A 19,109-nucleotide genomic window follows, 5' to 3' on the forward strand; every position below is an offset into this window, starting at 1 on the left:
GCGTCATGCGAAATACTGGTGCTGACATTCTGGTCGTCGACGACGAGGCCGACATCCGAGAACTGGTCTCGGGTCTGCTTGAGGACGAGGGCCATTCGGTCCGCGTCGCCGCCAACTCGGACGAGGCTCTGGCCGCCATCCGGGCGCGCAAGCCCTCGCTGGCCGTGCTCGACATCTGGATGCAGGGCGGCGGCCTGGACGGCCTGGAGCTTCTGGATGTGGTCAAGGGGCTGGATGACGATCTGCCGGTTGTCATGATTTCCGGCCACGGAAACATCGAAACCGCCGTCAGCGCCTTGAAACGCGGCGCCTATGACTTCATCGAGAAGCCGTTCAAGTCCGACCGTCTGGTGGTGGTGGTCGAGCGCGCGCTCGAGGCGGCATCGCTGAAGCGCGAGAACCGTCGTCTGCGGGCCCAGACCATGGCGCCGACAGGCCTGATCGGGAAATCGGCGGCGGCGCAGCTGCTGCGCGGCACCATCGCCAAGGTCGCGCCGGCCAACAGCCGGGTGCTGATCTCGGGTCCTCCGGGCTCGGGCAAGGAATTGGTCGCGCGCCAGATCCACGACGCCAGCCCGCGCGCCAAGTCCGAGTTCGTCGCCATCTCAGCGGCCGGCATGACGCCAGAGCGCCTGGACGTCGAGTTGTTCGGCGAAGAGGGTGGCGACGGTCGCCCGCGCAAGATCGGCGTGTTCGAGCGCGCTCATAACGGCACCCTCTATCTGGACGACGTGGGCGACATGCCGCGCGAGAGCCAGAGCCGCATCCTGCGCGTGCTGGTGGAGCAGCGTTTCCGCCGGGTCGGCGGCGAACAGGATGTCCAGGTGGACGTCCGCGTCATCACCTCGACCGCTCGCGACCTGAGAGTCGAGATCACCGAAGGCCGCTTCCGCGAGGACCTGTTCCACCGCCTGAACGTGGTGCCGATCCGCGTGCCGCCGTTGTCCGAGCGCCGCGAGGACATCAGCGAGCTGATTGAATACTTCGTCGATAACCTGTCGGCGTCCCAGGGCCTGCCGCATCGTCGGGTCGCGGACGACGCGCTGGCCGTGCTGCAGGTTCATCCCTGGCCCGGCAACGTGCGCCAGTTGCGCAACAACGTCGAGCGCCTGCTGATCCTCGCCACGGGCGATCCCGATGAGGCGATCACGGCGGATATGCTGCCGCAAGAAGTGGCGTCGTCCGGCGGCGCCCCGTCGCTGGGCGCCGACCGCATCATCGCCTTGCCGCTGCGCGAGGCGCGAGAAGTGTTCGAGCGGGACTATTTGGCGGCGCAAATCATGCGTTTCGGCGGAAATATCTCGCGCACGGCCGCCTTCATCGGCATGGAAAGATCCGCACTGCACCGCAAACTGAAGTCGCTGGGCGTTTCGCCCGCCCGCGGCGGCGAAGACGAAGAAGGAGAGGGCGCCTGATGTCCAGGATCGCCTACGTCAACGGGACCTATCAGCCGCACAGCGGCGCCACGGTTCACATCGAGGATCGCGGCTTTCAGTTCGCCGACGGCGTCTATGAGGTCTGGTCGGTGTTCGACGGCAAGCTGGCCGACTTCGACGGGCACATGACCCGTCTGGCGCGCAGCCTGACCGAGCTTCGCATCCCCATCCCGATGACGGCCCAGGCCCTGGAACGCGTGCTGAAGGAAACCATCCGGCGCAACCGGGTGCGCAACGGGATCGTCTATCTGCAGGTCACGCGCGGCACCTCGCCGCGCGACCATGCCTTCCCCAGGGACACGCCCCCCAGCGTCATCGTAACGTCCAAGACCATCGATCTAGCCAAGGGCGAGGCCCTGGCCGCCAAGGGGGCGGCGGGCGTGACCATGCCTGACATTCGCTGGGGCCGTTGCGACATCAAGACCGTGGGGCTTCTGCCCAATGTCCTGGCCAAACAGGCGGCGCGCGAGAAGGGCGCCTATGAGTGCCTGATGGTGGATGATATGGGGCTGGTGACGGAAGGCTCGTCCACCAACGCCTGGATCGTGGACGAGAACGGCAAGCTGCGGACTCGCGACACCCAGGCCAACATTCTGCGCGGCATCACCCGCACGGCGATCCTGAAGCTGGCCGAGGTCGAGGGCATCGAACTGGACGAGCGCCCGTTCAGTGTCGATGAAGCCAAGCGAGCGAAGGAAGTCTTCGTCACCGCCGCCAGCTCCTTCGTCATGCCGATCGTGTCACTGGATGGATCGAAGATCGCGGACGGCAAGCCGGGTCCGATCGCTACCCGTCTGCGCGAGGTCTATCTTGAACAGGCGCGCCGCGAGGCCATTTAGGGCGTTGCCGCGACTGCGAAGGCGCGTTTAAGGTTGGGTGCGGGCCGATGAGTCCGCACCGGCCGCCTTGGCCGGCGAAAAAGAACCAAGAACAGGACCAACCTGACATGTCGCAAGACAAACGCCAGAACCTTCAGGACACCTTCCTCAACAGCGTCCGCAAGACCAAGACCCCGCTGACCATCTTTCTGGTGAACGGCGTCAAGCTGCAGGGCATTGTGACCTGGTTCGACAACTTCTGTGTGCTGCTGCGTCGCGATGGTCAGTCGCAGCTCGTCTACAAGCACGCCATCTCGACCATCATGCCGTCCGCGCCCGTGCAGATGTACGAGCCCGACGCCGAAGAAGACTGATTGACCTCCAAGCTCATCGACCACGCCGTTCCGCTGATCCGGGCGGTCGTCATCCACCCCGATCGCCGCTCGGACAGCCCCAGGCTGGCCTCCGAACGCCTTGAGGAAGCCGCAGGCCTGGCCCGCGCACTGGACCTCGACGTGCGCGCCCAAGAGATCGTGCGCCTTCGTTCCACCACGCCCGCGACCCTGTTCGGATCCGGCAAGGTCGAGGAACTGGCCGCTCTGGTGCGCGCCGCCGACGCCGAGGCCGTGGTCATTGATGACGACCTGTCGCCCGTCCAGCAGCGCAACCTCGAGAAGGCGTGGGAGGTGAAGGTCATCGACCGTACCGGCCTGATCCTTGAAATCTTTGGTCGCCGCGCGCGGACCAGGGAGGGCCGGCTGCAGGTCGAGCTGGCGCGGCTGGACTATGAACGGTCGCGTCTGGTCCGCACCTGGACCCACCTGGAGCGCCAGCGCGGCGGCACTGGCTCGACCGGCGGCCCGGGCGAGACGCAGATCGAGCTGGACCGACGCCTGATCGCCGACCGGATCGTGCGCCTGAAGGCCGAGCTGGAAGAGGTGCGACGCACGCGCGGCCTGCACCGCAAGGCGCGCAAGAAGGTCCCGTTCCCATCGGTCGCCCTGGTCGGCTACACCAATGCGGGCAAGTCGACCCTGTTCAACCGGCTGACTGGCTCCGAGGTCTTCGCCAAGGACCTGCTGTTCGCCACGCTCGACACGACCCAGCGCACCATCCGCCTGCCGCAAGGCCGTCCGGCCATCATCGCCGACACGGTCGGCTTCATCTCCGATCTGCCGCACGAACTGGTCGAGAGCTTCCGCGCCACGCTGGAAGAGGTGGGCGAGGCCGACCTGATCCTGCACGTCCGCGACATCGCCTCGCCCGACAGCGACGCCCAGGCCAAGGACGTCGAGGCGGTGCTGGAGCAGATTCCGACGCCCGAAGGCAAGACCCGTCGCATCCTTGAGGTCTGGAACAAGACTGACCTGCTGGACGCCGATGTGCGCGAGGCCGTGCTGGGTCAGGCCGAGCGTCTGGCGCGCGAGGGCAAGGCGGTCGCCGTATCGGCCTGGACCGGCGAGGGGATCGAAGCCCTGCGCGAAGCCATCGCCGGACTGATCGACGATGATCCCGAGACCCGGCTGACGCTGGAGCCGCATCAGGGCGAGGCGCTGGCCTGGCTGTATGAGAACGGCCGCGTCACCTTCCGCGATACGGACGAGCAAGGACGGACCCACCTGGTCGTGCGCCTGCACCCTGCGGCTCTGGGGCGGCTGGAACGCCTCTACCCGGACATCATCGACTGAGCCCATGCATCTGATCGAGACCGCCCTGTTCCTGTTGCTGGCCGTCGTGCTGTCAGGCTGGGTGGCGCGGATCACGCGGATCGCCTTGCCGCTGGTGCAGATCGCGCTCGGCGCCGGCGTGGTGCTGATTACGGGCGAGGCGGTCGATCTGAAGCCGGATATCTTCTTCCTGCTGTTCCTGCCGCCCCTGCTGTTCGTCGATGGCTGGCGGATTCCCAAGGAAGCCCTGCTGCGGGACCGGGTGGTCATTCTGGAACTGGCGCTCGGTCTGGTGGTCTTCACCGTTGTGGGGCTGGGCTTCCTGATCCACTGGATGATCCCGGCCATGCCGCTGGCGGTGGCCTTCGCCCTGGCGGCCATTCTGTCGCCGACCGACCCGATCGCCGTCTCGGCCATCGCCTCGCGTGCGCCCATTCCCAAGCGGTTGATGCACATCCTCGAAGGGGAGTCGCTGCTGAACGACGCGACGGGCCTGACCTGCATGCGGATCGCCGTCATCGCCGCAACGACCGGGGCCTTCTCCCTGACCAGTGCGGTTGGGACCTTCGCTTGGCTGGCGGTCGTCGGCATCGCCATGGGCGTCGCCGTCACCCTGTTGATCGGCCTGATCAAGAGCTGGATCAGCCGTCGCTGGGGCGAGGATGTCGGCGGTCAGATTCTGATCAGCCTGCTGATGCCCTTCGCCGCCTATCTCGCCGCCGAAGCCGTCCACGCTTCGGGCATTCTGGCGGCGGTGGCCGCCGGCGTGACCATGAGCTTCACCGAGCGTCAGGGCTCGGCCATGGCGGCGACGCGCATCCGACGCGCCGTGGTCTGGGACACGGTGCAGTTTGTCGCCAACGGTCTGATCTTCGTCATCCTGGGCGAGCAGATGCCGTCGATCATGGCGCGGGCGGCCGAGGTCATCCAGTCGACCCAGCACAAGGAGGTCTGGTGGCTGGCGGTCTATGTCTTCGCCATCGTGGCGGCGCTGGCGGCCTTGCGCTTCATCTGGGTGTGGACCTCGCTGAAGCTGACCCTGTTCCGCAAACGCGGCAAGAACGCGCCGCCCAAGGTGGGGCTGCGGCTGGTGGCCGTCATGTCGCTGGCGGGGGTGCGCGGCGCCATCACCCTGGCCGGCATCCTGACCCTGCCGTTCGTGCTGGGCGACGGCACGCCCATGCCGACGCGCAACCTGGCCATCTTCCTGGCGGCCGGCGTGATCATCGTTTCCCTGATGCTGGCGACGCTCGCCCTGCCGCGGCTGTTGAAGGGGATCGAACTGCCGCCCGAGCCGTCGCACCTGGAGGAGGAGGATCGTTCACGCATCGCCGCCGCCTCCGCCGCCATGCGCGCCATCGAGGATACCCAGCACGCCATGGCCGAGGGCAAGAGCAACCCCGACCTCTACGCCGAGACGGCGGCGCGTCTCATGGAGATCTATCGCCATCGGATCGAAACCCGCACTCATGTCGAGGGCGACGACGTCATGCTGGCGCGACAGTCCGATGAGATCGAACGCCATCTGCGCCTGGCCGGCCTGGCCGCCGAACGCGCTGAACTGGTGCGACTGGGCCGGATGCGATTGGTCGACGAGGAGACGGCGCGCAAGCTGATCCGCGAAGTCGACCTGCAGGAACTGCGCTACGTCTAGTCCTGCCCGTCATCCCGGCCGTAGCCGAAGGCGGAGAGCCGGGACCGCTCAGAGCAAAGCGTTTGGTGTCCTTGGCGGTCCAGGTTAGCGCGCGCCGCTTGCGGGATGACAGAGAAATCAGGCCTTCTCGGCCGCCTTGGCCGCGTCCCACAGGGCGTCCATTTCGGCCAGGTCGGACTGCTCCGGCGTGCGGCCGTCCTTGGCCAGTTCGGCTTCGATGAAGCCGAAGCGGCGGACGAATTTGGCGTTGGCGGCGCGCAGGGCGTCTTCCGGCTCGACCTCCAGCTTGCGGGCCAGGTTGGCGACGACGAACAGCAGGTCGCCCAGTTCCTCGCGCGCCTTGTCCTTGTCGCCGGCGGCGATCTCGACGCGCAGTTCCTCGACCTCTTCGGCCAGCTTGTCGAAGACCTCGTCAGTCGAGGGCCAGTCGAAGCCGACGCGACCGGCGCGCTTGGTCAGCTTGGCGGCGCGGGTCAGGGCGGGCAGGCCGACGGGCACGTCGTCCAGCACGCCGTGCTGCGCCTTGGCCTTCCGCTCGGCGGCCTTGATGTCCTCCCAGCGGGCCTTCTGAGCCGAGCCGCTGGGCTTGGCGGCTTCTTCGCCAAAGACGTGCGGATGACGACGGACCAGCTTGTCGGCCATGGCGTCGGCCACGTCGTCAAAGGCGAAATGCCCGGCTTCCTCGGCCATGCGGGCGTGGAAGACGACCTGGAACAGCAGGTCGCCCAGTTCGACCTTCAGCTCCTGCATGTCGGCGCGCTCGATGGCGTCGGCGACCTCGTAAGCCTCCTCGATCGTATAGGGGGCGATGGACGCGAAGGTCTGCTCGACGTCCCAGGGGCAACCGCCGTTCGGATCGCGCAGGCGAACCATGATCTCTTTCAGGCGGTCGACGGAGTGGGTCATTCAGGCGGTCCCGGCGTCGCGGGCCATCAGAGCCTCGCGGATTTCGTCATGCCGCTTGGGCGTCAGGGGATAGCCTTTCAGCACCCAGGCGGCGCCCGCCAGTAGCAGGCCAGGCAGGGCGATGAACAGGATTTGGAGCATGAGCAGAGAAAACTCGCTGTTGCCCGTCGGACCCGGCAGGGCCTTGAACCCCACCCATTGCAGGATCAGGTAGGGGATCAGCGCCACGACGTGGCCGATCTTGGTCGTGGCCGACAGGATGGAGAACATCAGGCCGGTGCGGTCCACGCCCGTCTCCAAGCGCACCTCGTCGCCCGCGTCGGCCATCATGGCCCGCAGCAGGAACAGACCCGCGGCGTAGGGCAGGCCGGCGATGAACATGGCGGCGGCCGTCAGGGCGAAGTTGCCGCCGGGGACCAGGGTCGCGGCGATATAGAGGCCGGCGAAGATCAGGCTGGCGACGGCCAGGGCCTTGTCCTTGCCGATCCGGGTCGCCAGCCAGGCCCAGATCGGCGCGCCGATCAGCCCCGCCACGAAATAGAAGAGCATGAACAGCGAGGCCTGGGTGTGGTCATAGCCCTTGATCTGGCCGAAGAAGAAGAACAGCAGCGAGCCGGTGATGCCCGGGGCGACCCCCAGCAGCAGGTCGGCGATCAGCAGCTTGCGCACCGTCTTCATGCCGAACAGGGCCAGATAAGCCTTGGGTCCGCCGTGCGGCGGGGCGCCGACGTTGACGGGTTCGGGCACCGCGACCATGGCGAGGCCGATGGTGACGGGCAGGGCGATCAGGATGGCCCAGCCCATGATCCGCACGCCGTCGGCGTAGTCGCCGATCCCCGACTTCACCACCACGGTCGGCAGGATCAGGATCAGGATGACGCCGATGATATTGAACACCTGCCACCAGCCATAGACCCGGCTGCGTTGATCGTACTGGGGCGCCAGAACCGCGGCCCAGCCCAACTGGCCCAGGGTGCCGATCGAGAAGCCGAGGTAGAGGACCAGCAGCCAGGCGAACAGATAGGCGGGTCCGGCGCCAGGCTGGACCAGGACGAACATCATCAGGGCCGACAGCATCAGGATCGGCGTCGAGACGATCATCCACGGACGATAGCGGCCGAACCGCGTCTTGGTCTTGTCCATGCCCCAGCCGATGAAGGGGTCGAAGACGATGTCGATCAGCCGCACCGCCATGAAGACGGCGGCCACCACGCCCAGCTCCAGCCCGACATGGGTGGCGTAGAACTCCGGCAGGGTGACAGGCAGGGCGACGCCGAATGCCGCCAGCGGCAGGCAGGGACCGGAAAAAGCGGCCAGAACGGCGTTGGAACGGCGAGGGGCGTCAGCGGCGGCGACAGATGTCATCGGGCGTCCAGGCATGGTCGGCCCTGAGTCGGCCGCAGCTTCACCATGCCGGGTTTCGGCGGTCAGGCGAAGTCGGCCTTGCGGTTCGCGGCAAGCTGGGGCCTGCTGGCCTCATGTCAGTGCGATTTGCGATCCTTGCCGCCGCCTTCGTCGCGGTTCTCGGCGGCGCCGGAGCGGCCCAGGCCCGAGACGACGCCGCAGCCGACGGCGGCGCCCATATCTGCGACCGGCCCACCACCGTCTGGGACGGCGCGGCCCAGGCCAACGGGATGTCGCTCTACACCCTGGAATGGTCGCCCTTCGGTTCGGCTGAATGGGGGTGGGAGACCTATACCCCCCTGATCCAGCGCGAGATCGGCACGCCGTGCGATCCGGCGTCGCCAGCCTTCGCCGAGGCCCTGGCCGGGTTTCAGGCGCGCTATGGATTGGCGGCGACCGGTCAGTTCGATCAGGCGACCTTCCAGGTGTTTCGCGGCCTGTGGCAGGAGCGGCGGCCCTTCGTCATGGCGCGGGTGAGGGGGGAGTGTCCCGAGCCGCCGCCGATCAGCCTGCTGGGCTATCTCGATCCCGCCGAGGAACACGCTCAGCGGATAACCCGCCTGCTGCGCCACGACGTTCTGGACGCCTATCGCCGCATGGCCGCCGCCGCCCGCGCCGAGGTTCCGGCCATCGCCGCCGATCCCGAACTGATGCAGATCTTCTCAGGCTTCCGCGACCCGGAGGCCGACGCCGCGCGTTGCGCCGCGCAGGGCAACTGCGACGGGGTGCGCCGCGCCGCCTGTTCGCCGCACCGGACGGGAACCGCGATCGATATTCATGTCGGTCATGTCGCCGGCATGGGGGTGGATTCCACCGATCCATTGAGCCGCCGTCATATGGCGCAGGGGCCAGCCTATCGCTGGCTGGTGGCCAATGCTTCCCGGTTCGGTTTTATCCCCTATGTTTTCGAGCCGTGGCACTGGGAATGGACAGGCGATGATACGGCCGCTGGCGGACGGTGAGGCGGCGCTGGCGCGCGAGGTCTTCGGCGCGGCGCTGAGGCTGGACAATATCCGCTTTCTGGCCGCGCCCTGGCCTTTCGACCGGGCCTTCGTGCCGGGAATCTGGTTCGGACGCGACTGGATCGTCTGGCCGAAGCGTTCGCTGGAGCCTGACCTGTCGCGCGCGCCGTTGCGCACCCAGGCCGTGTTCATTCACGAACTGGTCCATGTCTGGCAGGCGCAGAACGGGTTGAACCTGCTGATGAACAAGCTGCGCGCGGGCGACGGTCCCGCCGCCTACGCCTATCCTCTGGACGACCTGTGCGACTGGAGCGGCCTGAACATCGAGCAGCAGGCCATGGTGGTCGAGCATCGCTTCATCTTGTCGCGCGGGGGCCGTGCGCCCGCCAATCAGGCCTTTTATGATCGGGTTTGTCCGCTGGCGCGACGGATGGAGGTCTAACGGACTTGCATCTACGCGCAGCCGCGCTAAATCTGTAACAGTCATTGACGCAATAACATCGCGAAAACGGTCAAGTCATGAGACAGCCCGCCATCTTCTTCGGTCACGGCTCACCGATGAACGCCCTCGGGGGTTCCTACGCCGACGCCTGGCGCGCGCTGGGCGAGGAGATCGGCAAGCCCGAGGGCGTGGTGATGGTCTCGGCCCACTGGGAAACGCGCGGCCTGGGCGTGACGGCGCAGGAACGGCCGGAAACCATCCATGATTTCGGCGGCTTCCCGCCTGAACTTCACGCCATGCAGTATCCCGCGCCCGGTTCGCCCTCGCTGGCGGCCCGGGTGGCGGAGCTGACCGACGCACAACAGACGACGCAGTGGGGGCTGGATCACGGGACCTGGTCGGTGCTGGCCCATGTCTGGCCCGAGGCCGATGTGCCGATCGTTCAGTTGTCCCTGGACCGAACCATCGACGCGCGCGGCCATTACGAACTGGCGAAGAAGCTGGGCCCTCTACGAGACGAAGGCATGGTGATCGCGGGATCCGGCGACTTCGTGCACAATCTGCGGACGTGGAAACGGGCGGGCGGCGAGCCCTACGACTGGGCCGTCGACTTCAACGAGGCGGTGAAGCGGGCCTTCCTCGCCGGCGACCATGACGCACTGATCGACTGGGTGCATCTGGCGGAGCAGGCGCAACTGAGCGTGCCGACCGATGAACACTATCTGCCGTTGCTCTACGTCGCGGCCCAGCAGACGCCGGGCGAGGCGGTGCGCTTCTTCACCGACGCGATTGAAGGCGGCTCGATCTCGATGACCGGCGCCCGGATCGGCTGATCCAGGCGCCGTTCGGTCACTTAGCGGCGACGGCCGCTGCGCATCATGCTGTCCAGGGCGATCGGGCCCGGACCGGCGAAGAACAGGTACAGGAAGACGAAGCAGTAGAGCGCCGCCAGCTCGCCCCCGTTGTTGATCGGATAGGGGCTCTGCGGCGCGTGCACCATCCAGTAGGCCACGGCGGTGAAGCCGGACAGGATGAAGGCCGTCGGGCGGCTGAACAGGCCCAGCACGATCAGGACCCCGCCGACCAGTTCAATCGGACCGGACCAGCCCGCGAGAGTCGACAGGCTGGACGCATCGAAACCCCCGCCGTGTCCGCCGGGCGGAAAGCCCAGGATTTTCTGCGCGCCGTGCTGAAGAATCAGCAGACCGGCCACGATCCGCAGAATGCTCTGGAAGCGCGGGGCCCAGCTCGAAAGAGACGTTGAACTCGCCATTCGTTTTTCCTCCCGATGACGCGCGACCGTCAGATCCGGGAACGGATCGACGCAAGGCGCAAAGGCGGAGGTTAGGCGAAGTCGCCGGCTCTGCAAGCCGTCCCTGTCAGCCGGCCTTCAACATATCCTCGACCAGTTTCTGGATGGCGACGTAGTCGGTCTTGCCAGTGCCGAGAACGGGGATGGCGTTGATCTTGATGATCTTCTTCGGGACCGCCAGTTCCGGTGCGCCGTTGTCGCGCGCCCATTCCGACAGGCGAGCCGGTTCTGCGCCCTGATGATCAGTGACCAGGATCAGCCGCTCGCCCTTCTTGGTGTCAGGGACCGATATGGCCGCGTGGCGATGCTCGGGCCAGACGGCGCTGGCCATGCCCTCGACCGCCATCAGCGAGACCATTTCGCCGCCGACCTTGGCGAAACGTTTCACCCGGCCGAGGATGGTGATGTAGCCCTCGCCGTCGACATCGACGATGTCGCCGGTGTCATGCCAGCCGTCCGCCAGCGGCTCGATGCCCTCAGGATCGCTCGGCGAAATATAGCCGGCCATGACGTTCGGCCCGCGCAGGTACAGGCGGCCGCCACCCTCGATGCCCTCGACCTTGTCCAGGCGGTATTCCATCCCGGGCATGATCTGGCCGACGGTGCCGGGACGGTTGCGGTCGGGATGGTTCACGGCGACCACGGGCGCCGCCTCGGTGGCGCCATAGCCTTCCAGCAGGTCGACGCCGCCGAACTTGGTGTTGAACATCTGACGCGTCTCGTCGCGAACCTTCTCGGCCCCGGCGACGGCGAACTGCAGGGTGGCGAAGTCGCCGGGTTCCGCCACGCGGGCGTACTGGTTCAGGAAGGTGTCGGTCGCGAACAGGATCGACGCCTTCACCTGGGGCAGCAGGTCGGTGATTTGCTTGGCGTGCAGGGGGGAGGGGTATTCGAACGCCTTCATTCCCTGCAGCAGCGGCAGGATGACCCCGCCGGTCAGGCCGAAGCAGTGGAAGGTCGGCAGCGGGTTGAACATGACCCATTCGGGCTTCAGGTCGATATGCGCGGCGACCTGACGGGCGTTGGCGACCAGATTGCGCTGGCTCAGCACAACGCCCTTGGGCGCGCCGAAGCTGCCCGAGGTGAACAGCACCACGCCCGGCGAATCCGGGTCGGTCTTCACGCGGAAGCGACGCGGGGCCATGCCGGCGCTGAGGCCGTACAGTTTGTCGGCCAGGCCGATGGTCTTGCGCACGTCGTCCAGCCAGATGATCTCGGCGACCTCGCTGAGGGCCTCCATCAGGTCGTCCAGCTTGGCCTGAGTGACGAAGCGTTTTGCCGACAGGATCTTGCTGACGCCTGCCGTTTTCAGCGCCGCCTTCAGATTGGCCTCGCCCGAGGTGAAGTTCAGCATGACCGGCACGCGGCCGAAGGCGTGCAGGCCGAAGAAGGTCACTACCACGCCCGCGCTGGAGGGCAGCAGGACGCCGACGCGCTCGCCCGGCTGGGTCATGGCGGCGATCTTGCGGCCTAGCACGAAGGCGGCGCGGATCAGGCCGGTATAGGTCAGGGGATGACGATCCTGGTCTTCCAGGATCTCCTTGTCGCCATAGCGGGCGCGCGCGTCGATCAGCGCGTCGAACAGGGATTCGTCATAGACCTTGGGGTCCAGGGCAGCCCGCAAGCACGTCCTCCTTCGGAAGGCTCTCAGCGGCCCTCTCGGTTACAAGAGGCGGGAAACTAGTGACCCAAAGCCGCCTTGAAAAGATGCGTAACGTGGCGTGAGGCCATTCCGCACACCGACTGAAACCGACTGTGGCTTGCCATTGGCGGTCGGAAAGCCGACATACCGCCCTTCTGCACAGGAGCCAGACCGCCGGCTATGGTCACGCTGATCGACACCCTGACGAAGAAGCCTTCCGAGCTGCGTCACCCGGAAAAACAGAACCGCCCGGAATCGGCGGTGCTGAAGAAGCCTGACTGGCTGCGCGTGAAGGCGCCCGGCTCCGGCCAGTATAATGCGACCAAGGATATCGTTCGATCCAAAGGGCTGGTGACGGTCTGCGAGGAAGCGGCCTGCCCGAACATCGGCGAATGCTGGAGCCAGAAGCACGCCACCCTGATGATCATGGGCGACACCTGCACGCGGGCCTGCGCCTTCTGCAACGTCAAGACGGGCCTGCCGCAGCCGCTGGACCCTGAAGAGCCCGCCAAGGTCGGCCTGGCCGTCCAGCAGATGGGTCTGAACCACGTGGTGATCACCTCGGTGGACCGCGACGACGTGGCCGACGGCGGCGCCGCCCACTTCGCCGAAGTCGTGCGCCAGATTCGCCTTCAGGCCCCGAACACCACGATTGAGATTCTGACGCCCGACTTCCTGCGCAAGGACGGCGCGGCCGAGGTGATGATCGACGCCACGCCCGACGTCTTCAACCACAACCTCGAGACGGTTCCGCGCCTCTATCTGAAGATCCGGCCCGGCGCCCGCTACTTCCACAGCCTGCGTCTGCTGCAGATGGTCAAGGAACGCGACCCGAACCAGTTCACCAAGTCCGGCATCATGGTCGGCCTGGGCGAGACCAAGGAAGAGGTCATGCAGGTGATGGACGACATGCGGTCCGCCGGCGTCGATTTCATCACCATCGGCCAGTATCTGCAGCCGACGCGCAAGCACGCCCCGATCGACCGCTTCGTCACGCCCGAAGAGTTCAAGGCCTATGAGGCCATCGCGCGCGCCAAGGGCTTCCTGATGGTGTCGTCGTCGCCGCTGACGCGGTCGTCGCACCACGCCGGGGACGACTTCGCCCGTCTGAAGGCCGCGCGTCAGGCGCAGGCAGGCCGTTCGGCGCGTTAAGTCCTGAATGGCGGTCCATCGCGTTACGCGCATCCTTCCCTATGCGCCTGAAGATCTGGCCAACCTGGTCGCGGGCGTTGAATCCTATCCGGAGTTCGTGCCCTGGATCACCTCCATGCGCGTCTGGAACCAGCGCGACGAGGCGCCCGGCGTGCGCTTGCTGGACGCCGAGGCGGGGGTGGGCTTCGCCTTTCTGACCGAGCGGTTCTCGACCTGGGTCCGTCATGACATCCACGCGCCCAAGGTCGAGGTCGGTCTGATCCGCGGCCCGTTCAAGCATCTGAAGAACCGCTGGGAGTTCCATCCGCATCCCGAGGGAACGCGGCTGGAGTTCTTCATCGATTTCGCCTTCAAGTCGCGCATGCTGGACATGATGCTGCAGGCGAACTTCGATCGCGCGGTCGACAAGCTGATCCAGTGTTTCGAGGGCCGCGCCAAGGCCCTGTACGGCAAGCGGTAGGACCCCATGAGCGCGCCCTTCGACTTCGATGCGACGGTCGTGGGCGCGGGCGCTGTGGGGCTGGCCTGCGGGCGGGCGCTGGCGAAACGCGGCCTGTCGGTGTTGGTGCTGGAGAGCGAGCCGCACATCGGCCAGGGCGTCTCTTCGCGCAATTCCGAGGTGATCCACGGCGGGCTCTATTATCCAACCGGCTCCCGGAAGGCGAAGTTCTGCGTCGAGGGACGGCGCGCGCTCTACGACTTCCTGGCCAGCCACAAGATCGACCACTGGAAATGCGGCAAGCTGGTCGTGGCGACCGAGGAAGCCGAGGTCGAACGTATCGAGGCCATCTTCCAGCAGGCGACCACCAACGGCGTAGAAGGGCTGGAGCACCTGACCGGCGCCCAGGCGCGGGCGCTGGAGCCGGAACTGAACGCTCACGCCGCCATTCTGTCGCCCGAGAGCGGGGTGTTCGACAGCCACGGCTATATGCTGGCCCTGCAGGGCGAGATCGAGGATGTGGGCGGTTCGGTCGTCGTCTCCACCCCGTTCGAGCGCGCCGAACTTCTGCCGGGCGGCGGCTTCCGCATCACGGCGGGCGGAGAGGGCGGGGCGGTGCTGACGACCCGCCTGCTGGTCACGGCGCCCGGCCTGTCGGCCCAGAGCGTGGCTGCGGCCATCGACGGCTACCCCGTCGGCGACATCCCTGTGCGCCATCTGGGCAAGGGCGTCTATTTCCGGCTGACGGGGCCGGCGCCGTTCAACCGCCTGATCTACCCGCCGCCCATCGCCGGGGCGCTCGGCACCCACTACCGCAAGGACCTGGGCGGGCAGGGCGTGTTCGGTCCCGACCTGGCCTATGTCGAGGCCGAGGATTATTCGGTCGATCCGGCCAAGGCGGACGAGTTCGCCCACTACATCCGCCGCTTCTGGCCCGGGGTGACGGTCGGACGGCTGACGCCCGATTACGCCGGCATCCGACCCAAAATTCATGGAGCGGGCGAACCGCAGCCGGACTTCCAGCTTCATGGCCGGGAGCATCATGGCGTCGACGGCCTGATGGCTCTATTCGGGATCGAGAGCCCTGGCCTGACTAGTTCGCTGGCTATCGGTGAAGCTGTCGCCGACGCGCTGACGAAGGACTGAGCCAAGTCGAACCTCAGGATGGCGGATCGATCGGCCTGCCGAATCAATCTGGCGTGCTCGTCGCGAGAAAAGACACGCATTCGCTCGATGAATGAGGCGGTGCGGCCGATAGTCGGCTCTGGATCGTTCGTATTCGCCGCAGAAAATCAGATGAAGGCCATGAAGCGGCGATCATCCGACTGACGCCCTTGAAATCGGTTGCGGCTTCATGCATAAGCCCGCCCTCGCGTGGCGGCTCTTATCGGGGGGCCGCCGCTGTTGTTTTCGCGTCTTCACGGCGCACCGACTTAGAGATTGAGACGGACATGGCCGTTCCGAAACGCAAAGTATCCCCCTCGCGTCGCAACATGCGTCGCGCTCACGACGCCCTGGGCGCCAACTCCTATGTCGAAGACAAGGACACCGGCGAGCTGCGCCGTCCGCACCACATCGACCTGAAGACCGGCATGTACAAGGGCCGTCAGGTCATGACGCCGAAGGAAGACTAAGTCTTCTTGACGGTTCCGGCTTCGGCCGGGCGATAGAATTCAGCGGCGCGCGATGTCATCGCGCGCCGTTTTCGTGCGTTGTGTGCGGTGAAGCTGAACCCGGAGAGCTCCGCATGATCCGTAACGCCGTCCTCAGTTCCGTCGCCCTGTTGGCCCTGGCCGCCTGCAACGCTCCGGAAGCCGCCAAGGCGCCCGAGGCGAAAGCAGCCGAATCAGCGGCGCCTGTCGAGGCTGCCGCTGCCGCGGTTTTGACACCGCAGGGCTATGGCCCGCTGAAGATCGGCATGACCCAGGCTGAAGTGGACGCCGCCGTCGGTCCGCCGCCCGCGGATGTCGCGAGCGACCCTTCGGAGTGTCGCCACTATCAGGCGCCGAACGCGCCCCAGGGGCTGCTGGTCATGATGGAAAAAGGCGTCCTGACCCGGCTGACGGCCGTCACGGGTTCGACGTTACAGACGGAGGACGGAATGGGCGTCGGTGATGGCGGAGAACAGCTCAAGGCCCGCTTCGGCGCGGCGGCCAGCGTGACGCCGCACAAGTATCAGGAAGCTCCCGCCGCCTATGTCACCGTCTGGCCGGGCGCGGGGCATTTGCTGAACACCTATGTCTCCGATCCTGCTGCGCGCGGCCTGGTGTTCGAGATCGGCCAGGACGGCAAGGTCGCCGCCATTCGCGCCGGCGGGCCCAGCATTCAGTACGTAGAGGGCTGCAGCTGAGGCTCGAGAGGCGGCAACCAGGGAAGAGACGTCACCCGGTGGCGATTCGGCGGCGGCTGGTTTAAACCGGCCGCTGCACCTTTTCTCTCCTGACAGAGCGCCTTCTTCATGACCGACATCGCCGACATCGTCGCCCGCCAGATTCTCGACAGCCGGGGCAATCCGACGGTCGAAGTGGACGTCACCCTGGAAGACGGCAGCTTTGGCCGGGCCGCCGTGCCCTCGGGCGCCTCGACGGGCGCGCACGAAGCCGTTGAACTGCGTGACGGCGATATGGACATGTGGGGCGGCAAGGGCGTCCAGAAGGCGGTCGACGCCGTCAACGGCGAGATCTTCGACGCCCTGTCCGGTATGGACGCCGAGGACCAGCGCCGTCTGGATGAAGCCTTGATCGAACTGGACGGCACCGAGAACAAGGGCCGCCTGGGCGCCAACGCCATCCTCGGCGTGTCCCTGGCCGCAGCCAAGGCCAGCGCCATCTCGGCCAATCTGCCGCTGCACCGCTACATCGGCGGCGTTTCGGCCCGCGTCCTGCCGACCCCGATGATGAACATCATCAACGGCGGCGCCCACGCCGACAATCCGATCGACATCCAGGAGTTCATGATCCTGCCGACCGGCGCCGACAGCTTCTCGGACGCCCTGCGCATGGGCGCGGAAATCTTCCACGCGCTGAAGAAGGCGCTCAAGGACGCCGGTCACAACACCAACGTCGGCGACGAAGGCGGCTTCGCCCCGAACCTGGCCTCGGCCGAAGAAGCCCTGGCCTTCATCACCAAGGCGGGCCAGTCGGCCGGCTATCTGGCCGGTGAGGACTTCCACCTGGGTCTCGACGTCGCCTCGACCGAGTTCTTCAAGAACGGCAAGTACAACCTGACGGGCGAGGGCAAGACCTTCGACGCCGACGGCATGGTCGGCTACCTGGCCGATCTGGTCGAGCGCTTCCCGATCGTCTCGATCGAGGACGGTTGCGCCGAAGACGACTTCGACGGCTGGAAGCTGCTGACGGACCGCCTGGGCGACCGCGTTCAGCTGGTCGGCGATGACTTGTTCGTGACCAACCCGCGTCGTCTGGCTGCCGGCATCGGCGAAGGCCTGGCCAACTCCATCCTGATCAAGGTCAACCAGATCGGCACCCTGTCCGAGACCCTGGACGCCGTCGATATGGCCCACCGCGCCGGCTACACCTCGGTGATGAGCCACCGCTCGGGTGAAACCGAAGACTCCACCATCGCCGACCTGGCCGTCGCCACCAACTGCGGTCAGATCAAGACCGGCTCGCTGGCCCGTTCGGACCGTACGGCCAAATACAACCAACTGCTGCGCATCGAAGAGATGCTGGGCGACCAGGCCGCCTATTTCGGCGACGGCATGCTGCTCAAGTAAGCCTTCTCAGAAAGAAGCACGCGACGCCGTCTCCGACCTCGGAGGCGGCGTTCGCAATTGCGGCCAAGCTACGGTTCGTTAGGCATTTTCGGTCACCATCAGGAAACTGTGTTCACGCTCAGAAGGAGCGTCCGTCGTGCCTGAGCAGATGAAGCCCTATCTTCCGTCCGTCTTCCTGCTGTTCCTGATCGTCTATCTGGGCGTTCAGGCCCTGACCGGGCAGCGCGGCTTGCTGAGCGGCGGCGAACGCGACGCCCTTCTCGCCAAACGCGAGGCCCAACTGGCCCACCTGACCGAGCAGCGCCGCGATCTGGAAGTTCGCGTGCGTTATTTGCGGACCGAGAGTCTTTCGAAGGATCTGCTGGAAGAGCGGGCGAGGGCGGTGCTCGGCTTTGCCGATCCGCGCGACTACGTAGTTCGCCTGAGTGCGCCTGTCGCGCACAACTCTGACGCGATCCGAGCCTCCTGAACTATTGTTACAGCTTGAGCGGCTCGCTTTGCGTTTCGGGAACGAAGGCTGCTAAAGCCCCTTTCCGTAACGATAAGAGTCCCTGAAAGCAGGGGCGCAGCCGGGAGATGCCGGATGGCGAAAGCCGCCGCTCAGAAATCCTCGTCCAGCGCGGACGACACCAAGATTCCGAACACGCCTCAGGCTTCGAAAGAAGACCTGCTGCGCTTCTATCGCGAGATGGTCCTGATCCGCCGCTTCGAGGAGCGCGCGGGCCAGCTTTACGGCATGGGCCTGATCGGCGGCTTCTGCCACCTCTACATCGGCCAGGAAGCCGTGGCGGTGGGCGTCCAGGAGAGCGTCAAGCAAGGCCACGACAAGATCATCACCGGCTACCGCGACCACGGTCATATGCTGGCTGCGGGCATGGACCCGAACGCCGTCATGGCCGAACTGACCGGTCGTATCGGCGGCTCGTCAAAGGGCAAGGGCGGGTCGATGCACATGTTCGACGTGCCGACCGGCTTCTACGGCGGTCACGGCATCGTCGGCGCCCAGGTGGCGCTGGGCACCGGGCTGGCCTTCGCCGGCAAATACCGCGGCGACGACTCGGTGGCCTTCGTCTACTTCGGTGACGGCGCCTCGAACCAGGGTCAGGTCTACGAAAGCTTCAATATGGCCCAGCTGTGGAAGCTGCCGGCCATCTACATCATCGAGAACAACCAGTACGCCATGGGCACGAGCATCGAGCGCTCGTCGTCCACGACCGAACTGTTCATGCGCGGCGCCAGCTTCGGCATCCCGGGCGAGCAGGTCGACGGCATGGACGTCCTGGCCGTGCGTGACGCTACCGCCCGCGCCGTGGCCCGCGCCCGCGCCGGCGAGGGTCCCTACATCCTGGAAGTGAAGACCTACCGCTATCGGGGCCACTCCATGTCGGACCCGGCCAAGTACCGCACCAAGGAAGAGGTCGACGAGGTCAAGAAGACCCGCGACCCGATCGACCATCTGAAGATGCTGCTCGCCGCCGCCAAGGCGACCGAGGAAGAGCTGAAGGCCATCGACAACGAGGTGAAAGCCATCGTCGCCGA

The 19,109-nt window shown here is 66.2% G+C and carries 20 protein-coding genes; 16 read left to right on the forward strand and 4 right to left on the reverse strand.

The window, feature by feature from the left end; all coding sequences use genetic code 11:
- Positions 1 to 5: 5 nt before the first annotated feature.
- The 5 genes from ntrX (at position 6) to VGE49_RS08835 (ending at position 5,575) form a co-directional block, all read left to right on the forward strand.
- Positions 6 to 1,415: a nitrogen assimilation response regulator NtrX gene (gene ntrX / locus VGE49_RS08815; protein WP_331034187.1), complete on the forward strand. Its 1,410-nt coding sequence runs from the start codon at positions 6 to 8 to the stop codon at positions 1,413 to 1,415.
- Complete coding sequence (locus VGE49_RS08820) at positions 1,415 to 2,275, forward strand: D-amino-acid transaminase (RefSeq protein WP_331034188.1); 861 nt, start codon at positions 1,415 to 1,417, stop codon at positions 2,273 to 2,275. The genes ntrX and VGE49_RS08820 overlap by 1 nt, the downstream gene beginning before the upstream one ends.
- Positions 2,276 to 2,382: 107 nt before the next feature.
- Complete coding sequence (gene hfq, locus VGE49_RS08825; protein ID WP_105563529.1) at positions 2,383 to 2,628, forward strand: RNA chaperone Hfq; 246 nt, start codon at positions 2,383 to 2,385, stop codon at positions 2,626 to 2,628.
- Positions 2,629 to 3,942 (forward strand): GTPase HflX, encoded by a 1,314-nt coding sequence (gene hflX, locus VGE49_RS08830; protein ID WP_331034189.1) that lies wholly within the window; start codon positions 2,629 to 2,631, stop codon positions 3,940 to 3,942.
- Positions 3,943 to 3,946: 4 nt separating this feature from the next.
- Complete coding sequence (locus tag VGE49_RS08835) at positions 3,947 to 5,575, forward strand: Na+/H+ antiporter (protein ID WP_331034190.1); 1,629 nt, start codon at positions 3,947 to 3,949, stop codon at positions 5,573 to 5,575.
- Positions 5,576 to 5,692: 117 nt separating this feature from the next.
- Here VGE49_RS08835 and mazG read toward each other — a convergent pair whose 3' ends face one another.
- Complete coding sequence (gene mazG / locus VGE49_RS08840; protein WP_331034191.1) at positions 5,693 to 6,481, reverse strand: nucleoside triphosphate pyrophosphohydrolase; 789 nt, start codon at positions 6,479 to 6,481, stop codon at positions 5,693 to 5,695.
- Positions 6,482 to 7,846, reverse strand: coding sequence for an MFS transporter (locus tag VGE49_RS08845; protein WP_331034192.1), 1,365 nt, complete (start codon positions 7,844 to 7,846; stop codon positions 6,482 to 6,484).
- Between the two features lie 113 nt (positions 7,847 to 7,959).
- Between VGE49_RS08845 and VGE49_RS08850 the strand changes: the two genes are divergently transcribed.
- From VGE49_RS08850 to ygiD, 3 genes are all read left to right on the forward strand, one after another.
- Positions 7,960 to 8,847 carry a M15 family metallopeptidase gene (locus VGE49_RS08850; RefSeq protein WP_331034193.1) on the forward strand — a complete coding sequence of 296 codons (888 nt, stop codon included), beginning with the start codon at positions 7,960 to 7,962 and terminating at the stop codon, positions 8,845 to 8,847.
- On the forward strand, positions 8,822 to 9,289 hold the full coding sequence (locus VGE49_RS08855; RefSeq protein WP_331034194.1) for a hypothetical protein: 468 nt from the start codon (positions 8,822 to 8,824) through the stop codon (positions 9,287 to 9,289). Before VGE49_RS08850 ends, VGE49_RS08855 begins: the two co-directional genes overlap by 26 nt.
- A 77-nt stretch (positions 9,290 to 9,366) precedes the next feature.
- Positions 9,367 to 10,122 (forward strand): 4,5-DOPA-extradiol-dioxygenase, encoded by a 756-nt coding sequence (gene ygiD / locus VGE49_RS08860; protein ID WP_331034195.1) that lies wholly within the window; start codon positions 9,367 to 9,369, stop codon positions 10,120 to 10,122.
- A gap of 20 nt (positions 10,123 to 10,142) precedes the next feature.
- Here the strand turns inward: ygiD and VGE49_RS08865 are convergent, their stop codons facing one another.
- Complete coding sequence (locus VGE49_RS08865) at positions 10,143 to 10,562, reverse strand: DoxX family protein (RefSeq protein ID WP_331034196.1); 420 nt, start codon at positions 10,560 to 10,562, stop codon at positions 10,143 to 10,145.
- Between the two features lie 106 nt (positions 10,563 to 10,668).
- Positions 10,669 to 12,225 carry an AMP-binding protein gene (locus VGE49_RS08870; RefSeq protein ID WP_331034197.1) on the reverse strand — a complete coding sequence of 519 codons (1,557 nt, stop codon included), beginning with the start codon at positions 12,223 to 12,225 and terminating at the stop codon, positions 10,669 to 10,671.
- Between the two features lie 198 nt (positions 12,226 to 12,423).
- Between VGE49_RS08870 and lipA the strand changes: the two genes are divergently transcribed.
- From lipA to pdhA, 8 genes are all read left to right on the forward strand, one after another.
- Positions 12,424 to 13,395, forward strand: a complete 972-nt coding sequence (gene lipA / locus VGE49_RS08875) for a lipoyl synthase (RefSeq protein WP_331034198.1) — start codon at positions 12,424 to 12,426, stop codon at positions 13,393 to 13,395.
- 7 nt (positions 13,396 to 13,402) lie between these two features.
- Positions 13,403 to 13,855 carry a type II toxin-antitoxin system RatA family toxin gene (locus VGE49_RS08880; RefSeq protein WP_331034199.1) on the forward strand — a complete coding sequence of 151 codons (453 nt, stop codon included), beginning with the start codon at positions 13,403 to 13,405 and terminating at the stop codon, positions 13,853 to 13,855.
- 6 nt (positions 13,856 to 13,861) lie between these two features.
- Complete coding sequence (locus VGE49_RS08885) at positions 13,862 to 14,980, forward strand: NAD(P)/FAD-dependent oxidoreductase (protein WP_331034200.1); 1,119 nt, start codon at positions 13,862 to 13,864, stop codon at positions 14,978 to 14,980.
- Positions 14,981 to 15,285: 305 nt separating this feature from the next.
- Entirely contained in the window at positions 15,286 to 15,468 is a 183-nt protein-coding gene (gene rpmF / locus VGE49_RS08890; RefSeq protein WP_292082756.1) for a 50S ribosomal protein L32, read from the forward strand.
- 113 nt (positions 15,469 to 15,581) lie between these two features.
- Positions 15,582 to 16,184: a hypothetical protein gene (locus tag VGE49_RS08895; RefSeq protein WP_331034201.1), complete on the forward strand. Its 603-nt coding sequence runs from the start codon at positions 15,582 to 15,584 to the stop codon at positions 16,182 to 16,184.
- 108 nt (positions 16,185 to 16,292) lie between these two features.
- A complete protein-coding gene (gene eno / locus VGE49_RS08900) occupies positions 16,293 to 17,570 on the forward strand; it encodes a phosphopyruvate hydratase (RefSeq protein ID WP_331034202.1) in 1,278 nt (425 codons plus the stop codon).
- 148 nt (positions 17,571 to 17,718) lie between these two features.
- Entirely contained in the window at positions 17,719 to 18,039 is a 321-nt protein-coding gene (locus tag VGE49_RS08905; RefSeq protein WP_331034204.1) for an FtsB family cell division protein, read from the forward strand.
- Between the two features lie 114 nt (positions 18,040 to 18,153).
- Positions 18,154 to 19,109: pyruvate dehydrogenase (acetyl-transferring) E1 component subunit alpha (pdhA, locus tag VGE49_RS08910; RefSeq protein ID WP_331034203.1), on the forward strand; the 956-nt coding region annotated here is incomplete at its 3' end.

Origin of the sequence: Brevundimonas sp. (genome assembly GCF_036405315.1) — a bacterium.
Taxonomy (GTDB): domain Bacteria; phylum Pseudomonadota; class Alphaproteobacteria; order Caulobacterales; family Caulobacteraceae; genus Brevundimonas.

Excerpts from the sequence above, each read along its gene's own strand:
- ntrX (WP_331034187.1), top strand. The coding sequence starts at position 6 with ATGCGAAATACTGGTGCTGACATTCTGGTCGTCGACGACGAGGCCGAC.
- VGE49_RS08820 (WP_331034188.1), top strand. The coding sequence starts at position 1,415 with ATGTCCAGGATCGCCTACGTCAACGGGACCTATCAGCCGCACAGCGGC.
- hfq (WP_105563529.1), top strand. The coding sequence starts at position 2,383 with ATGTCGCAAGACAAACGCCAGAACCTTCAGGACACCTTCCTCAACAGC.
- VGE49_RS08835 (WP_331034190.1), top strand. The coding sequence starts at position 3,947 with ATGCATCTGATCGAGACCGCCCTGTTCCTGTTGCTGGCCGTCGTGCTG.
- mazG (WP_331034191.1), bottom strand. The coding sequence starts at position 6,481 with ATGACCCACTCCGTCGACCGCCTGAAAGAGATCATGGTTCGCCTGCGC.
- VGE49_RS08845 (WP_331034192.1), bottom strand. The coding sequence starts at position 7,846 with ATGACATCTGTCGCCGCCGCTGACGCCCCTCGCCGTTCCAACGCCGTT.
- VGE49_RS08850 (WP_331034193.1), top strand. The coding sequence starts at position 7,960 with ATGTCAGTGCGATTTGCGATCCTTGCCGCCGCCTTCGTCGCGGTTCTC.
- VGE49_RS08855 (WP_331034194.1), top strand. The coding sequence starts at position 8,822 with ATGATACGGCCGCTGGCGGACGGTGAGGCGGCGCTGGCGCGCGAGGTC.
- ygiD (WP_331034195.1), top strand. The coding sequence starts at position 9,367 with ATGAGACAGCCCGCCATCTTCTTCGGTCACGGCTCACCGATGAACGCC.
- VGE49_RS08865 (WP_331034196.1), bottom strand. The coding sequence starts at position 10,562 with ATGGCGAGTTCAACGTCTCTTTCGAGCTGGGCCCCGCGCTTCCAGAGC.
- lipA (WP_331034198.1), top strand. The coding sequence starts at position 12,424 with ATGGTCACGCTGATCGACACCCTGACGAAGAAGCCTTCCGAGCTGCGT.
- VGE49_RS08880 (WP_331034199.1), top strand. The coding sequence starts at position 13,403 with ATGGCGGTCCATCGCGTTACGCGCATCCTTCCCTATGCGCCTGAAGAT.
- VGE49_RS08885 (WP_331034200.1), top strand. The coding sequence starts at position 13,862 with ATGAGCGCGCCCTTCGACTTCGATGCGACGGTCGTGGGCGCGGGCGCT.
- rpmF (WP_292082756.1), top strand. The coding sequence starts at position 15,286 with ATGGCCGTTCCGAAACGCAAAGTATCCCCCTCGCGTCGCAACATGCGT.
- VGE49_RS08895 (WP_331034201.1), top strand. The coding sequence starts at position 15,582 with ATGATCCGTAACGCCGTCCTCAGTTCCGTCGCCCTGTTGGCCCTGGCC.
- eno (WP_331034202.1), top strand. The coding sequence starts at position 16,293 with ATGACCGACATCGCCGACATCGTCGCCCGCCAGATTCTCGACAGCCGG.
- VGE49_RS08905 (WP_331034204.1), top strand. The coding sequence starts at position 17,719 with ATGAAGCCCTATCTTCCGTCCGTCTTCCTGCTGTTCCTGATCGTCTAT.